This window comes from Pseudomonas sp. LAMO17WK12:I1, assembly GCF_900177315.1.
GTDB classification, from domain to species: Bacteria; Pseudomonadota; Gammaproteobacteria; order Pseudomonadales; family Pseudomonadaceae; genus Aquipseudomonas; species Aquipseudomonas marginalis.
In genome coordinates, this window is the sequence record NZ_FWZV01000012.1 from 206,357 (window position 1) to 225,665 (window position 19,309).

A 19,309-nucleotide genomic window follows, 5' to 3' on the forward strand; every position below is an offset into this window, starting at 1 on the left:
CATTTATCTTGAGGTCTTTACGAAACCGGGTTTTAGGCCGAACACTTCCACCCCCTGCGGCGTCGATTGCCCGGTAGTCACCTTCACCCGCTCCACCGGTTTATCCATCGCTTCTCGATACTCCACCGTCCTGTCCGCCTGGATCGCCTCGCTCGGAATCACTATCGCCTGCGCATTGTTGTACGTGACGATGGTCAACCGCGCACTCATCCCCAGCCGCACCCGCTGCAACTGTTGCGGGGTCAGCCTGGGAATCGTCAGGGTTACCGGAAACTGCGCGCTGCCCTGGCTGTCGCTGGCAATCGCCAGGCCGCTGACCACGCTCACCGAGCCGCTCAACCGTTCCCCGTCAAAACCATCGCCCAGCACTTCCACCGCCTGGCCTTGGTGCAGCTGGTTGATGTCCAGCTCAGACACCTTGGCGACGATTTTCAGCCGCTCGATATTGGCCAGGCCGAACAGCACCTGGCCCTGGCTGACCTTGCTGCCGGCCTGAATCGGCGCGTTGGTGTTGCCGCCTTGGGGCGTATTGTTGCCGGGGGCGGGCACCACGATGCCGGAGAACGGCGCCTTCACCTCCTTGCCTGCGAGCAGGGTACGCAAGGCCTCGTATTTCACCGTGGCGTTGGTCAGTTCCATGTCGGCGATCTGGCGGTATTCGCCCTTGCCCTGGTCGAGGGCCTGTTGCAGTTCGCTGCGGGCGGAGGCGAGGTCCAGTTGCTGTTGCTGAGCCTGTTGCTTGAGGTCGTCCAGCTCATTGCGCGGGATGATGCCGCGCTTGAACAGGTTTTCGCTTTCGGTGAGTTTGCGTTGGGTGTTGCCGGCGGTCATCTCGGCGGTGCGCAGGCTGCGGCGCGCACGGCTGACGGTGGGGCCGCTGTCCCAGTCCTGCAGCTCTTGCACGGCGCGGCGGGCCTTGAGCTGGGCGGAGAGGGCGTCGCGCAACTGCACCTCAAGGGTGGCCGGGTCCATGCGCAACAGCACCTGGCCAGCCTCGACCCGCTGGCCTTGCTCCACCAGATTGGCCTGCACGTTACCGTCGAACGGCGCCGTGAGGGTGAGGGTGGTGTCGGGTTCTATCTTGCCCACCAGGCCGATCTGGTGCACCAGCGGGTCGGGCTTGACGGCCAGCCATTGTTCGGTGGCGCCGGCCGGGCCTTCTGCGGGGCTGCGCAGGGCCAGCCCCGCGCCGGCCAGCAGCAGAATCAATGCGACGCCCAGCAGGCGTTTTCGATTAGTAGTCATTGAGGGCGATTTCCCAACTTTCCAGCGTCATGCCCAGGGTCAAGTCGAGCTGGGTCTGGGCGTTCAAATAAGCGATCAGGGCGTTGAGCTGCGCGTTTTCGGCATTGCGCAGGTCGGTCTCGAAGCTCAGCACCTGGAAGTTGGTGGAGCGCCCGGCGCTGAGTTTCTCGCGTTCGATCTCGATCTTGCGCCGCGACAACTCCACCGCGCGCTGGGAGATTTCATACTGGCGCCAGCGGGTGCCGAGGTCGCGTACCACGTCGTTGACGTTGCGTTCCAGTTCCTGGCGGGCGTCGGTGATGCGGATCTCCTGGTCCTCCACATTGACCCGCGCGCGCACTTCGGCCTGGCGCGTGCTGATGTCGCCGATGGGGATCTGCACCTGCACGCCGGCGTAGCTGTCCCAGGTCCGGTTGTTGGTGCTGCCGCCGTCGTTATTGTAGGCGTCGCGTATCTGGTTTGCGCCGGCCACCAGGTCCACCTGCCAGCGCCCGGAGTCCTTGGCGATCACCAGGTTGAGGTCGGCCTGCTGGCTGCCGAGCAGGGCGGCGAGGTATTCCGGTTGCTGGGTCTGCGCCAGGTTGAAGGCCTGGCGTTTGTCGATCTGCAGGGGCTTGGCCTCCAGGGCTTCGGTGGCGCGAATCGGCGTCGACAGGTCCAGGGCCAGCAGGCGCAGCAAGGCCAGGCGGTTGGTGTCCAGTTGGTTCTGCGCTTCTTCGACGCCCAGTTGCTGGGTGGCGATATCGGCTTCGGTCTGCACGATCTCGAATTCGGCCATGCGCCCGGCGCTGATCAAGGCTTTGTTCACCTCCAGCAAGGTGCCGGAGCGCTTGAGAGCGTCCTGTACGATGCTCAGTTGCTCCTGGGCCCGCAGCAGTTCGCGGTAGGTGGCGATGATCTGGCTGATGGTCTGCGCCACGGTCGCCTTGAGGTTCAGGCGGTTGGCCTGCTCCGACAGGCGCGACAGGCGCAACGGTGCGGTGGTGGCGTCCCAGCCGGCGCCGCGCATCAACGGCTGGATGATCGCCAGGTCGAGGCCGTCGCTGCGGTAGCGGCCGGCGCGGTCGGCGTTGTTCAGCTGCTGGGTCCAGGCCATGCTCAGGCGGGTGCCGTACTCACTGAGCAAGCTGGTGGCCGGCGCCACGTTGGCATTGCGCGCACTGTCCTGGGAGCCACGGGTGCTGCGGTAATAGCTGTTAAGGGTGAGCTTGGGGTTGAACACGTCTTCGGCGACGCGCAGGTCGAACTTCTGCGCCACCCGTTGCAGGTAGGCGCTGCGGATTGCCGGGTTGTTGCGCAGGCCCAGGTACACGGCGTCACCCAGGGTCATGCTGGTGACCTGGGCATTCAAGGACACGCCCCGGTCGTAACCGCTGCGGGTGCTGCTGGGGGCCGACGGCTTGATGACCACCTCGGCGGCCATGCCGTGCAGGCTGATCAACACGAGCAACCCCAGCCATTTACTCATCGCGCAAGGCCTCCACCGGCTGCAACCGTGAGGCCGACACCGCCGGGTAGATGCCAAAGAACAAGCCCACCAGCAACGTACTGCCCACGCCCAGGGGCAGGGCGGCGACGGCCAGGTCGAATAGCCAGCCCGACAGCCAGGCATAGAGCCAGGCGGCGGTCATGCCAAGTACCGCACCGCACAGCGCGCCGACGGCGGTGAGGGTGACGGCTTCGAGCAGGAACAGGTTGCGGATGTCGCGCTGGCGAGCGCCCAGGGCCATGCGAATGCCGATCTCACGACGGCGTTCCGACACGTTCATCAGCATCACATTCATCACGCCTACGCCGCCGCCGACCAGGGAAATGGCACCGAGGGCCAGCAGCAGGTAGGCGAAGGTGCGGCTTTGCCGGGTCATGCCGTCGATCATTTGCTGGGGCACCTGGATGTCGACCGTGTGGTCGGTGAGTTGGGTCTGCAAGGCGCTGGCGGCTTCAGTGGCAATGTGTTCCATGTCCTGGCCGGGCGCGGCGCGGATAATCACATTGCCGATCTGCGGCATGGCATGGATGCGGCGCATGCCTTCGGCGGGAATGAACAACGACTCGTTGGCCTGTACCGGCATCAGCATTGCCCTGGGCTGGTTCTGCAGAATGCCCACCACCAGGAACAGGTAGTCGTTGATGCGCACGCGGTCGCCCAGTTGCAGCGGATCGCCCGGCGCTCCGAGGGCCTGGGCCAGTTGGTCACCGATCACGCCATAGGTTTCGTTGGCGTCGAAGCTCGACAGGAAGCGCCCCTGCCGTACCACCAGGCGCATCGCCGCCTGGATGTCCGGTGTGCTGCCGACGAGGTTGGCGTTGGTGGTGCGGCCATGGAACACGATGGGCCCGCTGAACAAGGTCAGCGCGCCGATATGGGCAATGCCCGGCACGGCCTGGCGCACGGCATCCAGGTCGAGCCTCGCGGGCGCGGGGACCGTGCTGCTGCCCTTGGGAGGGAACTGGGCGACCAGGGTGTCGGTGCCCATGTCCTTGAAAATCATCGCGGCATCCACCGCCGCGTTATGGCCGATATTGATCAGCGCCACCACCGACGAACTGCCGATGACGATGCCCAGCAGGGCCAGCACCGAGCGCTTGCCCAGGGTGCGCAGGCTGACGAAGGCTTCATGCAGCAGTTGGCTGAAGCTCTGTTCGACCCGCAGGCTCATAGGCGCCCGGCCTCGTGCACTACGCCGTTGCGCACCAGGATCTTGCGCTCCAGGCGTTCGGCGATATGCGGGTCGTGGGTGACGATGATCAGTGTGACCTGTTGCTCGCGGTTCAATGCCAGCAGCAGGTCCATGATGTCCTGGGCGGTGCTGCTGTCGAGGTTGCCGGTGGGCTCGTCGGCCAGGATCACCGAAGGCTTGCCCACCAATGCACGGGCAATCGCCACACGCTGGCGCTGGCCGCCGGAGAGGTCGGCGGGGCGATGGTGGGCGCGTTCCGCCAGCCCGACCTGTTCGAGCATGCGCAGGGCCTGCGCCACCGATTCATGCCGCGATACACCGCGATAGCTCAGGGGCAGGGCGACGTTGTCCAGGGCGCTGAGGCGCGGCAGCAGGTTGAAGCTCTGGAACACAAAGCCGATCTGCTGGTTGCGGATCGCCGCCAGTTCGTCCGGGGATGCACTGAAAATATCGTGGCCGGCAAAATGGTACTGGCCGCAATTGGGCAGGTCCAGCAGGCCGAGGATATTGAGCAGGGTGCTTTTGCCGGAGCCCGAGGCGCCGAGGATGCCGCAGCTGTCACCGCGCTCGATGGACAGGCACACCTCATTGAGAATGGTCAGTTCCTGCCCGGCGAGCTGATAGCGCTTGCCGATGCCTTGCAGGGAAATCAAGCCTGGGTGCGCGGGGGTATCTGTCATCGTGACTACGCCTGCAGTCTCGACGCTGCCGTCATGCGCCCTTTGTAAATCTTTGTAACAAGTTCGGGAGCTATCTGGTTCGCGTCACGGACTGGTTTTATTTCTTGTTTTTAAAATATTGTTTGAATACTAACCGTGTTCCCGATGCTTCGCCAGCCGTGGATGTAGAGCGGTTTTACGCTTTGAAAAGATTTCCCTCGCCGGTACGGGGGTCTACCGAAAGGTCCGTGGCTTGCCTGAGAATCCCCATGGGCAAAGGCTTTGGATAGTATGGCGGTGTGTCACTACTTGCTTTCGACCGGCCACACCGGTATAAAAAATCAAATTATTTTTTAAAACAATATTTCCGCCGTGGAACCCTTATGGTCGCGAAGAAACTCAGCGCTCCAAACGTTACCAAGACTCGATTGCTGGATGCGACAGAGGCTCTCTTCATCAAATACGGCTATGACGCCGTGCTGCTGCGGCAGATTACCGAGCGCGCCCAGGTGAACCTGGCTGCCGTGAACTACCACTTCGGGGACAAGGACTCCTTGATGAAGACCCTGCTGATGCAACGCCTGGAGCCGCTCAACGAGCAGCGCTTGGAATTGCTGGCGCGCTGTGAGGCCGAATCCGACGGCCCCCTCGACTGCGACACCTTGCTCGGCGTGCTCTTCGCCCCGGCCATGGGCCTGGAACGCAGCGACCCGGCGAGTGGGGAAGGCCGTTCGTTCATCCGTTTCCTCGGGCGGGTGTACAGCGACACCTCGCCGTTTATCCAGGAATACCTCAAGGTGCATTACCAACCGGTGTTCCAACGCTTCTTCGAAGCCTTCGCCCTGGCCTTGCCGGACTTGCCGCGCAACGAGCTGGGGGTGCGCCTGCAATTTGCCCTCAAGGCGATTTCCGGGGTCATGGCCGGTACCGAATTGCGCCTGCTGATGAACTCCATGAGCCTGGGCCGCCCGGCGACGGATGCCGAGGTGATGGCCAAGCTGATCACCCTGGTCTCGGCGGCGATTCGTGTGCCGCAGCAAAGCCCCGAAGCCGAAAACGCGTTGGCCAAGGTGCTGGACACCCAGCGTGCCATTCGTGAACAGGCGACAGCGCCGGCCGCCAAGGCCTCGCGCTGACAAATCCCAGGCAAAAAAAAGCCCGCTGGGGCGGCGGGCTTGATGTGCAACGTTTGTAACGGATGAGGCTTCACCCTACGTCCCGGGATGTGAATAAAACGTGAAAAAAATGTAAGAGAAAGTGTGAAACTGTTGAGCTGGGTAAACAGGTCAACGGACTCCCTTTCTAGATCTTCCAGCGACCGGCGCTTTTAGCCAGGCGTTGGCGCATCGCGTCCACATTCGCCGCCAGTTGCACGGTCAACGATCGATACCCATCCAGCGCGCTGTAAACCGGCGCGTCCAGGCTGGGCTCGCCGCCGCTGACAGGGCTGGGGCGCTCCAGCCGCTCCGTAACCCCGGACTTCAATGCCCGCGCCATCCCCACCAACTGCACGCGAATCTGTCGATGCTCGGCTTTCAACATCACTTGCATGCGCGCCATCGCCTGTTCGTCCCGCGGGTCCGGGCGGGTGTTGCCGAGAATCTCCAGGGTGCTGATGCACATGCGCAGGTGGCGTTGGATCGTGTCCAGCTCGGTCATGGAGATGCGCACTTCCTTGGACACCGACGGCATCAGCGAGCGCAATTGCAGCATTGCCGCATTCAGGCGGTTGAGCAGCTTCAGGTGTTCATCGTCGGTGACCGACTGGCCATTGATGATCCGGCTGTAGATCTGGGCGCAATCACGCAAGGCGCTGGCCAGGTTGTAGCGCCAGGAATACACGGCATACAGCGGCAGGGCGAAGGAAAACGCCAACGCCAAGGCAATGCCGATCAGGATATCCACGGTGCGCCACAGCCCGTCCGACAACGGGTTGTCACCGTGCCCCGCGACGATAAACACCGTGATCGCGGACAACAGCGCCGTGTACCCGCCCTTGCCGATGGCGTGATAGGAAAAGAACCCGCACACCACCGACATCAGCAGGTAGGTGAGCAGCGGCTGGCCGACATACGCCTCCTGCACCACCAGCAGCAGACCGACGCTGGCACCGATCAGCGTGCCATAGGCGCGCTCAACGGCCTTCTTGCCGATATTGCCGTGGTGTTGCAAACCGCCGATCACCACCAGCATGGTCACCGATGCCCATTCACCATGGGGCAGGTTGATGCCGGTGGTCAGCAGGATCGTCGCCAGCAAGCCGATGGACACGCGCACGGCGTGGATCAGCTTGGCGTGGCGATAGCGGCGGTAGGGGTCGAGCAAGGGGCGCAGCAGGCGCCGGGCGAAGAGTGGCAGGTTCATCGGTAATTAAAGTGGCCTCGGTTTTGGATATGTACACAATCCAAATGTGGGAGGGGGCGGTCCCCTCCCACATTGAGATCGGCATTGTGCTTAGAAGATATAGTCGGTGGTCAGGAAGCTTGAGTCACGGTTGCGCAGGATATCGCTGACCAGCGCCTTGTTGCTTTCCTGGAACTTGGTCGCCACCAGGGTGCGGATCGAAAACACGCGCAGCGCGTCATGTACCGACAGCGTGCCTTCGGCCGAGTTCTTGCGCCCGTTGAACGGGAAAGTGTCCGGGCCGCGCTGGCACTGGGCGTTGATATTGATGCGGCCGACCTGGTTGGCGAAGGTGTCCACCAGGCGTCCGACTTCCACGGCGTTGGTGCCGAAAATACTCAATTGCTGGCCGAAGTCCGAGTCGAGTACGTACTCGATCACCGTCTCCAGATCGCGGTAGGGCACGATGGGCACCACCGGGCCGAATTGTTCCTCGTGGTACACGCGCATCTGCGGATTCACCGGGTACAGCACCGCCGGATAGAAGAACGAACCACGATGGGTACCGCCATTGGCATTCACCACGTGGGCGCCGTGTTGTTGGGCATCGGCCACCAGGTCGTTGAGGTAATCCACCTTGCCGACTTCCGGCAGCGGTGTCAGTGAAACCCCGTCTTCCCAGGGCATGCCGGGTTTGAGGGTCTCCAGCTTGCGGTTGAATTTCTCGATGAAGCTGTCGACCACGTCTTCATGCACAAACAGGATTTTCAGCGCGGTGCAGCGCTGGCCGTTGAAGGACAGCGAACCGGTGACGGCCTCGCTGACGGCGTTGTCCAGGTCCACCTCGGGCAGCACGATGCCGGGGTTTTTCGCATCCAGGCCCAGGGCCGCACGCAGGCGGTGCGGCTTGGGGTGCAGTTTTTTCAAGTCACTGGCGGCCTTGTTGGTGCCGATAAAGGCAAAGATGTCGATCTTGCCGCTGGCCATCAACGCACTGACGGTTTCGCGGCCGCTGCCGTAGATCACGTTGATCACTCCGGCCGGGAAGCTGTCGCGGAAGGCTTCCAGCAACGGACGGATCAGCAGCACACCGAGTTTGGCCGGCTTGAACACCACGGTATTACCCATGATCAGCGCCGGGATCAGCGTGGTAAACGTCTCGTTGAGCGGGTAGTTGTAGGGGCCCATGCACAGCGCCACGCCCAGGGGCACGCGGCGGATTTGCCCGAGGGTGTCCTGTTCCAACTCGAAGCGGCTGCTGCGGCGGTCGAGTTCCTTGAGGGCATTGATGGTGTCGGTGATGTAGTCGCAGGTGCGGTCGAACTCTTTCTGCGAGTCCTTGAGGTTCTTGCCGATCTCCCACATCAGCAGGGTGACCACTGCGTCGCGCTGTTCGCGCATACGTCGCAAAAACGCCTCGACGTGCTGGATACGCTCCACCACGCGCATCGTCGGCCATTCACCCTGGCCACGATCATAAGCGCGCACGGCGGCATCGAGGGCGGTGAGGGCGGTGTCGGCATCCAGCAACGGCGTGCTGCCGATCACCACGCGGCGGTCGCCCAATTGCACCGGGCTCTGCACCTGGGCCAAGGGGCCGTTCCACACCTGCAACTGGCCATCCACCAGGTAGTCACGCTGTTCGATGGGCGCCGCCAGGCGGTATTGCTCGGGAATATCGGCGACGCTGGTGGGAAACAGCTGGGCGAGCAGGTTGCTGGTGGTCATGGCACTACCCCTGAAATAGTTGCAAAACATGACTAGAGAGTCACCCAACACAGGGCTCTATGGCAAGGCTTGTGCGCGTTGCACTACACACCGGGGCGTGTCGCCTGCTCTTCGAGATAGTAGACTGCGCGCCTTTCTTGAAGGAGTTCACATGAGTCAGTACCAGCCGGGCATTCTTGCCGCACCGGTGCCTTTGCAGGCACGCCATCTGTTTTTTGCCGTGGACACCCTGGCAGCCGTGCCCGCTGCGCTGGACGCGCTGGTGCAGTTGGCCGATTCGGCGGCAGTGGTCGGATTTGGCGAGCCGCTGGTCAACGCGCTGGGTGCAACGATTGATGGTTTGCGCAGCTTTCCTGCCGTGAGCGCACCGGGCGCGCACAACCCGTCCACCCAGCAGGCACTGTGGGTGTGGCTGCATGGCGTCGATCGCGGCGAGTTGCTGCTGCGCAGTCGCGCTTTCGAGAAGGCCCTGGCCCCGGCGTTTCGCCTGGTACAGTCGACCGAAGGCTTCCGCTACAAGACCGGCTTCGACCTCACCGACTACGAAGACGGCACCGAAAACCCCCACGATGACGCTGCCGTTGAAGCCGCCCTGACCGACAGCGGTGCCAGCTTCGCCGCGATCCAGCAATGGCAGCACGACCTCGATGGCTTCGCCGCGTTGCCCGCCCAGGAGCGCGACCACATCATCGGCCGCCGCCATGGCGACAACGAAGAGCTGGAAGACGCTCCCGAATCCGCCCACACCAAACGTACCGCCCAGGAAAGCTTCACCCCGGAAGCCTTCGTGGTGCGCCGCTCCATGCCCTGGGCCGACAATGGCCAGGCCGGGTTGATGTTCCTCGCATTCGGCCATTCCTTCGATGCGTTCGAAGCCCAACTGCGCCGCATGAGCGGGTTGGAGGACGGGATTGTCGATGGCCTGTATCGCATCAGCACGCCGTTGACCGGTGGTTACTACTGGTGCCCGCCGGTCAAGGACGGACGCCTGGACCTGAGTGCAATCCTTCAAGGACCGCGTATGTAACGCTGTCCGGACTTGGGTGGCGAAGCGGTTTCTGCGTACGACTGCGGAACCACCCTGGCGTGGGTCGCCACAGAGACAACAGTCTGCTTTGCATATCCGTTTTTCGACGGTATGTAGCGCGGATTTGTCGAGTAATCAAGGAAACTCACTCATGGCTATCATTCATCAGCACCACGTGTCTCTTGTCCATAGTGCATCTTTCGCCACCCATGCCCCTGTTGTTGCCCATTGGCACCCTGCCAACCCTTATGCGGGGCGGTCCGACGCCGCGCTGGCGCAGGAGTTTGACAAAAATTTCGATGCATTCAGGCCAGCAGGCTCGCCCTATGCGACACAGGGGGAAATTTGTCAGGTCGCGGGGCGCCCCCTGACGGGCGATTCACAGCAAGACAACCTGACAATGTTGGCCAGGGAAGTGCTCAAGCGTGACCAGGTGATGAACCAACTGGATACGGTGGATGTTGCAGGTCGGGACGGCATTATTGGCCGGTGGAATCCGGACATGGCCGCCAATAAGTTATCGGCTTCGTCTCCACACTGCTTTGCGCCAACGCCTGGATCCTGGCTTCTTAAACCCGCTATTGCTGCGAGCCTGATTGTTTATTAGGGGATGACAGGCAGGCGTGATTCGGGATAAGGCGCGAATCCCATGTTCAACAACATGAAAATTTTGACAGCGGCGCCATGGGCCACTGAAATCAATCCCCGTTGATCGTATGCTAGTGGCCTTTGTTACCTGTCCGGATGGTTCATGTCTTCTGTCGTCGATGGGCTGCCCCTCAATAAACGCCTGCCGGCCGTGATCGCGATCTCCCTGGGGATCGGCATGGCGACCCTGGACACGGCCATCGTCAACACGGCGTTGCCGACCCTGGCCGAAGGGATTGGCACCGATTCCGCCTCGGTGATCTGGGTGGTCAATGCCTACCAGTTGGCGATTATCGCCACGGTGCTGCCGTTTGCGTCCCTCAGCGATGTGCTCGGGCACCGCCGCGTGTATCTCGGCGGGTTGCTGCTGTTTATCGTCTCGTCGCTGTTTTGCGGGCTGGCCGGCTCGCTGGTCAGCCTGACCGCCGCCCGTGTGGTGCAGGGGCTGGGAGCGGCGGCGATCATGAGCGTCAATACGGCGTTGCTGCGGCATATCTACCCGTCAAAAATGCTCGGGCGTGGCCTGGGCTATAACTCGCTGGTGGTGGGGCTGGCGTTTACCCTGGGGCCCACGGCGGCGTCGGCGATTCTGTCGGTGGCGACCTGGCACTGGCTGTACCTGATCAATGTGCCGTTGGGGCTGTTGGCCCTGGGACTGGGCCTGCGTTCATTGCCGACCCTGCCGATGACCGGGCATGCCTTCGACCGCCTCGCGGCGGCGCTGTGTGCCGGGTTATTCGCCTTGCTGGTGCTGGGGCTGGGCACGGCGGTGCATGGTGCGCAGGGGGCGTTGACCCTGGGCTTGATTGCGGTGGCGCTGCTGTGTGGCGCGTTGCTGCTGCGTCGGCAGGCCGGTCACCCGGCGCCGATGCTGGCGTTGGATCTGTTCAAGCGGCCGGTGTTTGCCTTGTCTTCCCTGACGGCGATCTGCGCCTTCAGCGCCCAGGGCCTGGCCTTTGTGTCGCTGCCCTTTCTGTTGCAGGCGGTGCTGGGGCATAGCCAGGTGGAAACCGGATTCCTCATGACACCGTGGCCGGCGGTCGTGGCGGTGATGGCGTTGGTCGCCGGGCGCCTGGCTGACCGTGTGTCCCTGGGCCTGCTGTGCGGTATCGGGCTGTTGATGTTGAGCGTGGGAATGGCCGCGTTGGCGACCTTGGGCCACGGCGCGTCGGCCTTCGATATTGGCTGGCGCATGGCGTTGTGCGGTGCCGGTTTCGGCTTCTTCCAGTCGCCCAACCTCAAGGCCTTGATGACCAGTGCGCCGTTGGCGCGCAGCGGTGGGGCCAGCGGCATCGTGGCGATTTCGCGGTTGCTGGGGCAGACGCTGGGGGCGTCGTTGGTGGCGCTGTGTTTCCACCTGTCCCTGGGCAATGGCCCGCTGTATGCGCTGTGGCTGGGTTGCGTGTTTGCGCTGGTGGGCGCCGTGGCCAGTGGCCTGCGTTTGCTGCCCTACGGGAAAAAGCCGTTGTAAAACCTGCGGCGGGAGGGCTACCGTGGCGACCTGAATATTTCGGGATGTTTCAGATTTATGTCCAGCCTGGCCCTCCGCACTGCCGATACCCATTCCCGCCGTGCTGCGTTGACCCTGGCGTTATGCCTGCCCAGTGACGTGTTGCTCTATCTGCTGCTGCCCATGGAGTCCCAGGCCTTCGGCATCACGCTCGCCCAGGCCGGGGTGTTGCTGGCGGCCAACCGGCTGGTGCGGATTTTCGGTTATCGCCATGTGCTGAATTTCTACGCGCGCAACGGCGATCGCCTGACCTGCATGATCGCCGCCGGTGCCGCAACGCTGTGCGCCCTGGGTAATTCGGTACTGTCGGGCTTTGCCGCGTTGTTGGGGCTGCGGCTGGTGTGGGGCCTGTGTTTCGCTGCGTTGAACCTGTCGACCCAGGTATTGGCCACCTCCGAGCCGGAGGGCGCCGCTCGCCGGGCCGGGCGATCGCGGGCCCTGATCGCCTGGGGGCCGATGTTGGCGTTACCGTTCGGTGGCTGGCTGACGCTGTGGGTCGGGCCGCGTCCGATCTTTGTGATCCTCGCCGGCTGTTGCCTGGTGGGGCTGTGGATGGCGCGCGGCCTGCCCAGCGCCGGGCATGATTTGCACAGCACCCCGGGACGCCGTTTCAAGTGGCCCGACAGCGTGGCGCTGTGGTCGTTTATCGAAGGCGTGGCGCTGGACGGACTGTTTATTTTCGGCCTGTCGATCCAGGCGCAGAAGCTGCTCGGCGGTAATGCGGTGCTGATCGCCGGCGGCTTGATGGCCCTGCGTTATGTCTCGGAAATGCTCCTGAGTCCCCTGGGAGGCCACGCCGCCCAGCGCTTTGGCGCGACCTCGATGTTGTTGCTGTTTTCGTTCCTGAGTGCCTTGGCCTTGACGGCGTTCGGCAGCTATTGGGTGATTGTCGGCGCGGCGGCGGTGTTGGTGCTGCGCGCGTTGCAACTGCCCCTGGTGACCACCCTGGTCGCCGAGCGCAACCCCGGTTCGCTGCGGGTGTCGGCCCTGGCGTCGAATGCGGTATGGCGTGACATCGGTGCGGGCCTCGGGCCACTGCTGGCAGGCCTGCTGTTGCCGGTGGCCTCGGCCCCCCTGGTGTTTGGCGTGGCGGGTGCGGCGATTGCGGTGAGTGCGTTGTTCTGCTGGCGCACCCGTGTGGCAGCCGGCTGACTTACGTGCGTTTCAATCCTTCCAGCCACGCGGGATCAAAGCGGGTTTGTTCGGTGTCGATCCCCAGCACGTGCATCTTCGCCTGATGTGCTTCGATTTCCCCCACCAACTGCGCCTGGGCACTGGAGTTGGCGTCCAGGGCGTGCATCTGCGTCAGCCCCAGGTGATAGAAGCGCAGGACCTTCATGGCCGTCGGATCATTCGCCTGCACACGCTCGGTGACGGTGTGCATCACGTTGGTCACGCGCATCAGGGTGCGCTTGAGCTGCCAGCCATAGACGGCCGGTGCCAACCACGGTTGGGTGCGGAGCGGGCCGCGCAGCAGGGCGACCGTTATCAACACCCCGGCGAATACGCCACCGACATTGAAGCGGAAGTTGTCACCGCCGGGTTCGCCGAACAGCATCACCGCCAGGCTCGACAGCAGCATGGCCAGGGCCACGAACAGCACGGCCACGATCAGCGTGCTGCGGCGCGTCTGTTGGCGGTAGGTGACGGGGTCGCAGGGTTTGAGCTCGAACATCCGGTCCAGGTCTCCAGGGCGGGTAGGGGGAAGGCATCTTCTCATGGTCAGCGGTCAGTGGTGGGGCAATCAAGTTGAACCATGATCTGGGGCAGTTTCTCTAAACCGGTGTAGTCCCTTTGAGGTCAACCACCATGCCCGAGTACAAGCAGCCACCGCCCGGTACCCCCGACCCTGATCGCACACCCGGCGAAGAGGAGCGCGACAACGATGCCTTGCGCCCCAATGACCCGAAAGAGCGTGACGCCCAGGATGATGTGGAGCGCGTCGAAGACGACCTGGAAAACCTCCACGACAAAGCTCGCCCGCTATAACAGGAGACCATGATGAACAAGCGCTCGGATGGACCGCCCTCCAACGAACACGCCAGCGGCAAGGATGAGCTGGGATTTGATCCGGACTCGCCCGATGTGGCCGATCCGCAGGTTGATCCCATCGGTCCGGCCATCGCCCCCCTGGATAAAAAGGCCAAGGACGACGGGAAAAAAAAGCCGCCCTACGATCCGTTGGGCGACTTGAAGAAATGAGCTGGGCCCCGCCAATGAGCGGGGCTTTTTATTTATCTGGGCGGCATCCAGGTGACGTCGGTAATGCCGTACTTCTCGGCCCACGGGCGCGTGGTTTTTTTCACCTGCTCATGGCCGACCCGGCCGATACGACTGACATGCGCTATGTCGGCGTCAACGGCTGCCCAGTGCCAGGCCTCGGCGTTGTTCATCACTTCGGCACGCACCACAAAGGACTTCGGTTGACCGTGCAGTTGGTAGTGGATGGTGTAGATTTTTGCGGTACTCATGTTGCCTCCCTGTCTTGTTATAGATGGATAGGGAACGGTTTAAAAAGGTTCACTCAAAATGACAATCTGCATGCTTGCGCGGCATAGTGACGCATTCCTCCCGCGCCCAAGGATCGCGCCATGACCCTCCTGAACCACAGCCGCCTGTACCTGCAACGCCTGGGTTACGACTCGCCACCACCGCCCACCCTGCAGACCCTGCGGGATTTGCAACTGCGTCATGTGTGCACCTTCGCCTTCGAAAGCCTGTCGACCCTGTTGCGTCTGCCGGTGCCGATCGACTTGCCCAGCGTCGAGCAGAAAGTCCTGTTCGATGGGCGGGGTGGGTATTGCTATGAGTTGAACCAGATGTTCCTGGCGCTGTTGCAGGCACTGGGCTTCGATGCTCGCGGCATTACCGGGCGGGTTGTGATGGGGGGGCCGCCGGATGCACGTACGGCGCGTACCCATCGCCTGAGCCTGGTGACATTGGACGGCGTGCGCTACATCACCGACGTCGGCTTTGGTGGCATGGTGCCCAGCAGTCCGTTGCAGTTGGACACGCAGGCCGTGCAGGCCACGGCCCATGAGCCGTATCGCCTGACTCTCAATGAACAGGAGAGCAGCTACACCTTGTGGGCCGAGGTCGCGGGGGAGTGGCGTGGCTTGTATGTGTTCGACCTGCAAGTGCAGGCAGACATCGACTACGAAATCGGTAACTGGTACGTCTCGACCCATCCAGGTTCGCCGTTCGTGGGCCAATTGAAAGTCGCACGCCTGGCAGCGGGAGAACGCCACACCTTGAACAACGCCCACTATGGGATTCACTACCTGGATCGGCCGAGTGACAAGCGTGTGATCCAGAGCGCCGACGAGCTGCTGGACGTACTGGGCACTACCTTTGGGATTCGCGTGCCGGTTCACCCTCAGCTTGATTCAACCCTTGAGGGCTTGGTAATGGCTGCACGCCAGGAGTATTGATCCAGAGCGATCGCTGAACCGTTTTACCTCCAAGTGGGGGCAAATTTTTTCGAACCTTTGGTGCCAGCCTGGGTTCGAAGCGTTTCCTGAATAATTTGCCCACCAGACAAGGAGATGTAAACGATGTCCAAACTATTCGGAAACCTCCTCAAGCATTCCTCACTGCTGGCGCTGGTCGCCGCGCCAGCCGTGGTGTTCGCCGCACCGTCCACTGACCCGATTTCTACCTTTGGGATTCTGGGCAGCTACAACGACTTCAAGCTCGAAGGCGGTAGTGAAAGTGATAAGGACCACATGCCCGAAGCCGGTCTTTTCTACAACTTCGGCAACAAGCTCACCGCCGAGTCGGGCTTTATCTACCAGGCAGGTGTGGAAGCCAAGTACGGTAAAAAGAGTGATAACAAACTCAAGGAAGGCCAGGCCGACCTGGATCTCGGCTGGCGTGCCGCGCTGGATGCGCGCAACTTCGTCGACGTGATCGTGGGCGGCGGTTACAGCTGGACCCGCTATGAGCTGGACTCGAACGACTACGACATGGAGCTCACCAACAAGTCGCCGTTCGCCAAGGCAGCCCTGGGCTACAACCATCAGTTCGATGACATGACGCTGCGTTTCGAAGCCGGTGCGCGTCGCACCATTGATGGTCGTACGAAGCTCAAGGTGGACGGCGTGGGCAGCGACACCGTAGACCTCAAGGACCGCACCAACCCTTACGCCGAAGTCAGCCTGCTGATGAACCAGAAGGGCGACCTGCCGGTGATGGCGGGCCTTTACTACACCCGCACCGAATACAAGCTCGACGGTGATTCCGAAGTGGCCGATAACACCCGGCTCAAGCGGGATGAGTACGGGGTCAAGGTCGGTATCGCGTTCTGACGCGATTGCAATGTAAAACGCCCCGAACATTCGGGGCGTTTTTTTGGGCTGTTGCAGGTCAGCCCAGAACGCAAAAACGGCGCCCTGGGGCGCCGTTTCTGTTGGTTCACATACCGCTAAGGGATCAAACCCCCAGCACCGCGTGCTGCACCAGGGTCAGCAACGGTTGTGGGTACACGCCCAGGAAGAAGGCGAGCAGGGCGATAGCCAGCAGCATCACGCCACCGGCTTTCTGTTCCCAGTGCAGCTCGGCATCCACACGGCGCAGGTTTGGCTCGATCAGGTACAGGGTGACCATCACGCGCAGGTAGTAGAACACGCCGATGGCACTGCCCAGCACCAGGGACGCAACCAGCCACCACTCGTGGGCTTCGACACCGGTCGCGACGATGTAGAACTTGCCGATAAAGCCCGCGGTCAGCGGGATACCGGCCAGGGACAGCATCATCACGGTCAGTACGGCGGTCAGGTACGGACGGCGCCAGAACAGGCCGCGGTATTCGTACAGGGCGTCGGCGTCACGGCCCTTGTAAGGCGAGGACATCAGGGTGATCACGCCGAACGCGCCGAGGCTGGTGATCACGTAGGTGACCAGGTACACGCCGATGGCTTCCACGGCCAGGCCTTTGCTCGCCACCAGGGCGATCAGCAGGTAGCCGAAGTGGGCGATGGACGAGTAACCCAGCAGACGCTTGAGGTTGTTCTGGGTCAGCGCCAGCAGGTTACCGAACAGGATCGACGCGATGGCGATCACGGTCAGCACGTTGCTCAGCACGCCGGTGTTGGCGGCAGGCGAGATCTGGAACAGACGCACCATCACCGCAAACACAGCGACCTTGGACGCGGTCGCCAGGAACGCCGCCACCGGCGCCGGGGCGCCTTCGTACACGTCCGGGGTCCACAGGTGGAACGGCACCAGCGACAGCTTGAACGCCAGGCCGATCAGCATCATCGCCAGGCCCAGTTGGGCAATCGGCGCGGGGCTGTTGGTGGCGGCCAGGGCGTGACCGATACCGGTGAAGCTCAGGCTGCCGGCTTCGGCGTAGAGCAGGGCCATGCCGAACAACAGGAACGCGGAACCGGCGGCCGACAGCACCATGTACTTGATGCCGGCTTCCAGGGAGCGCTTGTTGAAGAAGGCGTAGGCCACCAGGCCGTAGGTCGGGATCGACAGCAGTTCCAGGCCGATGAACAAGCCGGCCAGGTGCTGCGCGCTGACCAGCACGATACCGCCGGCCGCAGCCAGCAGGATCAGCAGGTACAGCTCTTCGCGGTTGCCCGGGTAGCCGGTGCCGCCTTCGCCGAGGTAGGCGTGGGCGAGGGTGACGCAGGCGAGGGTGGCGACGAGGATCAGCGCGATATACAGCAGCGCGAAGTCATCGACCATCATCAGCGGGGTCACCGCCAGTGGCGCGACCTTGAGTGCCGGGATAATCGACAGCAAGGCCAGGTTCAGACCGGCGCAGGACAGCAGGAACGTTTGTGAATGATTGCGGCGCCAGGCGATCGCCAGCATCACCACCACGATGGTGAGGCTGGTGATCAGCAGCGGCGCAAGCGCGATAAAGTGTTGGATCGTGAATTCCATAGCGCTCTTACCGGGCCGAAGCGAGTTGAGAGAAGGCGGTGCCGAACCACTGCTGCACGCCATGCATCGTCGCGGCAGAAGTGTCCAGGAACGGTTGCGGGTACACGCCGATGTAGATCAGCAATACCGCAAGGCCGAGCACCATGATCAGTTCGCGAGCATCCATCCCCTTGAGGACGGTGTCGGACTTGGCCGGGCCGAAGTAGGCGCGGTGGATCATGATCAGCGAGTAGACCGAACCGAATACCAGGCCGGAGGTAGCAATGGCGCTGATCCACGGTGTTTGCACGAAGGCACCCATCAGGATCAGGAACTCGCCGATGAAGTTACCGGTACCCGGCAAGCCCAGGGAAGCGGCGGCGAAGAACAGGCTGATCGCCGGCAGGTACGCAATGCGCGACCACACGCCGCCCATCTCGCGCATGTCACGGGTGTGCAGGCGCTCGTACAACTGGCCACTCAGGATAAACAGTGCGGCGGCCGAGACACCGTGGGCCAGCATCTGGATCACTGCACCTTGCAACGCCAGCTGGCTGCCGGAGTAGATGCCGATCAGTACGAAGCCCATGTGGGAAACGGACGAGAAGGCAATCAGACGCTTGATGTCGGTTTGCGCGAATGCCAGGAACGCACCGTAGAAGATCCCGATCAGGCCGAGGGTCATGGCAATCGGCGCGAACTCGGCCGAGGCGTTCGGGAACAGCGGCAGGGCGAAACGCAGCAGGCCGTAGGCCGCCGTCTTCAGCAGGATACCGGCCAGGTCCACGGAACCGGCGGTCGGCGCCTGGGCGTGAGCGTCAGGCAGCCAGGAGTGGAACGGCACCACCGGCAGCTTCACCGCGAAGGCGATGAAGAAGCCCAGCATCAGGATGTACTCGGTGGTCAGGGACATCTTGGTTTTCAACAGGTCGGCGTAGTTGAAGGTAATCACGCCAGTCGAGTTGAAGTTGACCAGTACCAGGCCCAGGATCGCCACCAACATGATCAGGCCGGAAGCCTGGGTGAAGATGAAGAACTTGGTCGCCGCGTAGATCCGGGTTTTCTTGCCGTCCGAAGAACTGTGACCCCAGAGCGCGATGAGGAAGTACATCGGCACCAGCATCATTTCCCAGAAGAAGAAGAACATGAACAGGTCGAGGGCGAGGAACACGCCGACAACGCCGCCCAGGATCCACATCAGGTTCAGGTGGAAGAAGCCCACGTGACGCTGGATCTCTTTCCAGGAGCAGAGTACCGAGAGGATACCCAGCAGGCCGGTCAGCAGGATCATCAACAGCGACAGGCCGTCGAGGGCCAGGTGCACGTTGATGCCGAAGCGCTGGATCCACACGTGCTTGAATTCAAGCGCGAACGTCGGATCGACACCCGGTGCCGGAGCGAATGAATAGTCGCCATGGGCCCACAGCCAGAGGCCGAGTGCGAGTTCCAGGGACATGGTCAGCAACGCAATCCAGCGGGGGAGGGTGGCGCCGAAGCGTTCACCCATCCAGCAGAGCAGGCCGCCGATAAAGGGGATCAGGATTAGCCAGGGCAGAATCATGACGGGCTCGTTTCCTTTCGCAAGTTCGCAAAG

General features: G+C 62.5%; 19 protein-coding genes. 9 read left to right on the forward strand and 10 right to left on the reverse strand.

Features of this window, described 5'->3' with window-relative positions; translation table 11 throughout:
- Positions 1-3: 3 nt before the first annotated feature.
- From B9N88_RS23015 to B9N88_RS23030, 4 genes are read right to left on the reverse strand one after another with little or no spacing between them, the layout of a single operon-like run.
- Positions 4-1,245, reverse strand: coding sequence for an efflux RND transporter periplasmic adaptor subunit (locus tag B9N88_RS23015; protein WP_027606306.1), 1,242 nt, complete (start codon positions 1,243-1,245; stop codon positions 4-6).
- Complete coding sequence (locus B9N88_RS23020) at positions 1,235-2,713, reverse strand: TolC family protein (protein WP_027606307.1); 1,479 nt, start codon at positions 2,711-2,713, stop codon at positions 1,235-1,237. Before B9N88_RS23020 ends, B9N88_RS23015 begins: the two co-directional genes overlap by 11 nt.
- Positions 2,706-3,905 (reverse strand): ABC transporter permease, encoded by a 1,200-nt coding sequence (locus B9N88_RS23025; protein WP_027606308.1) that lies wholly within the window; start codon positions 3,903-3,905, stop codon positions 2,706-2,708. Before B9N88_RS23025 ends, B9N88_RS23020 begins: the two co-directional genes overlap by 8 nt.
- Positions 3,902-4,606 carry an ABC transporter ATP-binding protein gene (locus B9N88_RS23030; RefSeq protein ID WP_027606309.1) on the reverse strand — a complete coding sequence of 235 codons (705 nt, stop codon included), beginning with the start codon at positions 4,604-4,606 and terminating at the stop codon, positions 3,902-3,904. Before B9N88_RS23030 ends, B9N88_RS23025 begins: the two co-directional genes overlap by 4 nt.
- A 362-nt stretch (positions 4,607-4,968) precedes the next feature.
- Here B9N88_RS23030 and B9N88_RS23035 point away from each other — a divergent pair, with 362 nt between their 5' ends.
- Positions 4,969-5,721 carry a TetR/AcrR family transcriptional regulator gene (locus B9N88_RS23035; RefSeq protein ID WP_027606310.1) on the forward strand — a complete coding sequence of 251 codons (753 nt, stop codon included), beginning with the start codon at positions 4,969-4,971 and terminating at the stop codon, positions 5,719-5,721.
- 166 nt (positions 5,722-5,887) lie between these two features.
- On the opposite strand, the gene B9N88_RS23040 is transcribed toward B9N88_RS23035, so the two are convergent.
- The gene (locus tag B9N88_RS23040) at positions 5,888-6,949 is read right to left on the reverse strand and encodes an FUSC family protein (protein WP_027606311.1); all 1,062 of its coding nucleotides are present in this window, start codon (positions 6,947-6,949) and stop codon (positions 5,888-5,890) included.
- Between the two features lie 90 nt (positions 6,950-7,039).
- Positions 7,040-8,656, reverse strand: coding sequence for an NADP-dependent glyceraldehyde-3-phosphate dehydrogenase (locus B9N88_RS23045; RefSeq protein WP_027606312.1), 1,617 nt, complete (start codon positions 8,654-8,656; stop codon positions 7,040-7,042).
- A 151-nt stretch (positions 8,657-8,807) separates the two neighbouring features.
- Here B9N88_RS23045 and B9N88_RS23050 point away from each other — a divergent pair, with 151 nt between their 5' ends.
- The 4 genes from B9N88_RS23050 to B9N88_RS23065 all read left to right on the forward strand — a co-directional run bounded on the left by B9N88_RS23050 (position 8,808) and on the right by B9N88_RS23065 (position 12,993).
- Positions 8,808-9,683, forward strand: a complete 876-nt coding sequence (locus tag B9N88_RS23050; RefSeq protein ID WP_027606313.1) for a Dyp-type peroxidase — start codon at positions 8,808-8,810, stop codon at positions 9,681-9,683.
- Between the two features lie 151 nt (positions 9,684-9,834).
- Entirely contained in the window at positions 9,835-10,290 is a 456-nt protein-coding gene (locus tag B9N88_RS23055; protein WP_027606314.1) for a hypothetical protein, read from the forward strand.
- Positions 10,291-10,434: 144 nt separating this feature from the next.
- A complete protein-coding gene (locus tag B9N88_RS23060) occupies positions 10,435-11,802 on the forward strand; it encodes an MFS transporter (protein WP_027606315.1) in 1,368 nt (455 codons plus the stop codon).
- Between the two features lie 57 nt (positions 11,803-11,859).
- The gene (locus B9N88_RS23065) at positions 11,860-12,993 is read left to right on the forward strand and encodes an MFS transporter (protein WP_027606316.1); all 1,134 of its coding nucleotides are present in this window, start codon (positions 11,860-11,862) and stop codon (positions 12,991-12,993) included.
- A gap of 1 nt (position 12,994) precedes the next feature.
- Here B9N88_RS23065 and B9N88_RS23070 read toward each other — a convergent pair whose 3' ends face one another.
- Complete coding sequence (locus B9N88_RS23070) at positions 12,995-13,516, reverse strand: DUF3087 domain-containing protein (RefSeq protein WP_027606317.1); 522 nt, start codon at positions 13,514-13,516, stop codon at positions 12,995-12,997.
- A gap of 134 nt (positions 13,517-13,650) precedes the next feature.
- Here B9N88_RS23070 and B9N88_RS23075 point away from each other — a divergent pair, with 134 nt between their 5' ends.
- Together B9N88_RS23075 and B9N88_RS23080 are read left to right on the forward strand one after the other, a co-directional pair.
- Positions 13,651-13,830 carry a hypothetical protein gene (locus B9N88_RS23075; protein ID WP_027606318.1) on the forward strand — a complete coding sequence of 60 codons (180 nt, stop codon included), beginning with the start codon at positions 13,651-13,653 and terminating at the stop codon, positions 13,828-13,830.
- 12 nt (positions 13,831-13,842) lie between these two features.
- Complete coding sequence (locus tag B9N88_RS23080) at positions 13,843-14,043, forward strand: DUF6021 family protein (protein WP_027606319.1); 201 nt, start codon at positions 13,843-13,845, stop codon at positions 14,041-14,043.
- Between the two features lie 32 nt (positions 14,044-14,075).
- Here B9N88_RS23080 and B9N88_RS23085 read toward each other — a convergent pair whose 3' ends face one another.
- On the reverse strand, positions 14,076-14,312 hold the full coding sequence (locus tag B9N88_RS23085; RefSeq protein ID WP_027606320.1) for a DUF6555 family protein: 237 nt from the start codon (positions 14,310-14,312) through the stop codon (positions 14,076-14,078).
- Between the two features lie 120 nt (positions 14,313-14,432).
- Here B9N88_RS23085 and B9N88_RS23090 point away from each other — a divergent pair, with 120 nt between their 5' ends.
- Entirely contained in the window at positions 14,433-15,272 is an 840-nt protein-coding gene (locus tag B9N88_RS23090; RefSeq protein WP_027606321.1) for an arylamine N-acetyltransferase family protein, read from the forward strand.
- A gap of 123 nt (positions 15,273-15,395) precedes the next feature.
- Positions 15,396-16,148, forward strand: coding sequence for an outer membrane beta-barrel protein (locus tag B9N88_RS23095; RefSeq protein ID WP_027606322.1), 753 nt, complete (start codon positions 15,396-15,398; stop codon positions 16,146-16,148).
- A gap of 124 nt (positions 16,149-16,272) precedes the next feature.
- Here B9N88_RS23095 and nuoN read toward each other — a convergent pair whose 3' ends face one another.
- Both nuoN and nuoM read right to left on the reverse strand, forming a co-directional pair.
- Entirely contained in the window at positions 16,273-17,736 is a 1,464-nt protein-coding gene (nuoN, locus tag B9N88_RS23100; RefSeq protein WP_003174731.1) for an NADH-quinone oxidoreductase subunit NuoN, read from the reverse strand.
- Between the two features lie 7 nt (positions 17,737-17,743).
- The gene (nuoM, locus tag B9N88_RS23105; RefSeq protein ID WP_017527174.1) at positions 17,744-19,276 is read right to left on the reverse strand and encodes an NADH-quinone oxidoreductase subunit M; all 1,533 of its coding nucleotides are present in this window, start codon (positions 19,274-19,276) and stop codon (positions 17,744-17,746) included.
- Positions 19,277-19,309: the final 33 nt, after the last annotated feature.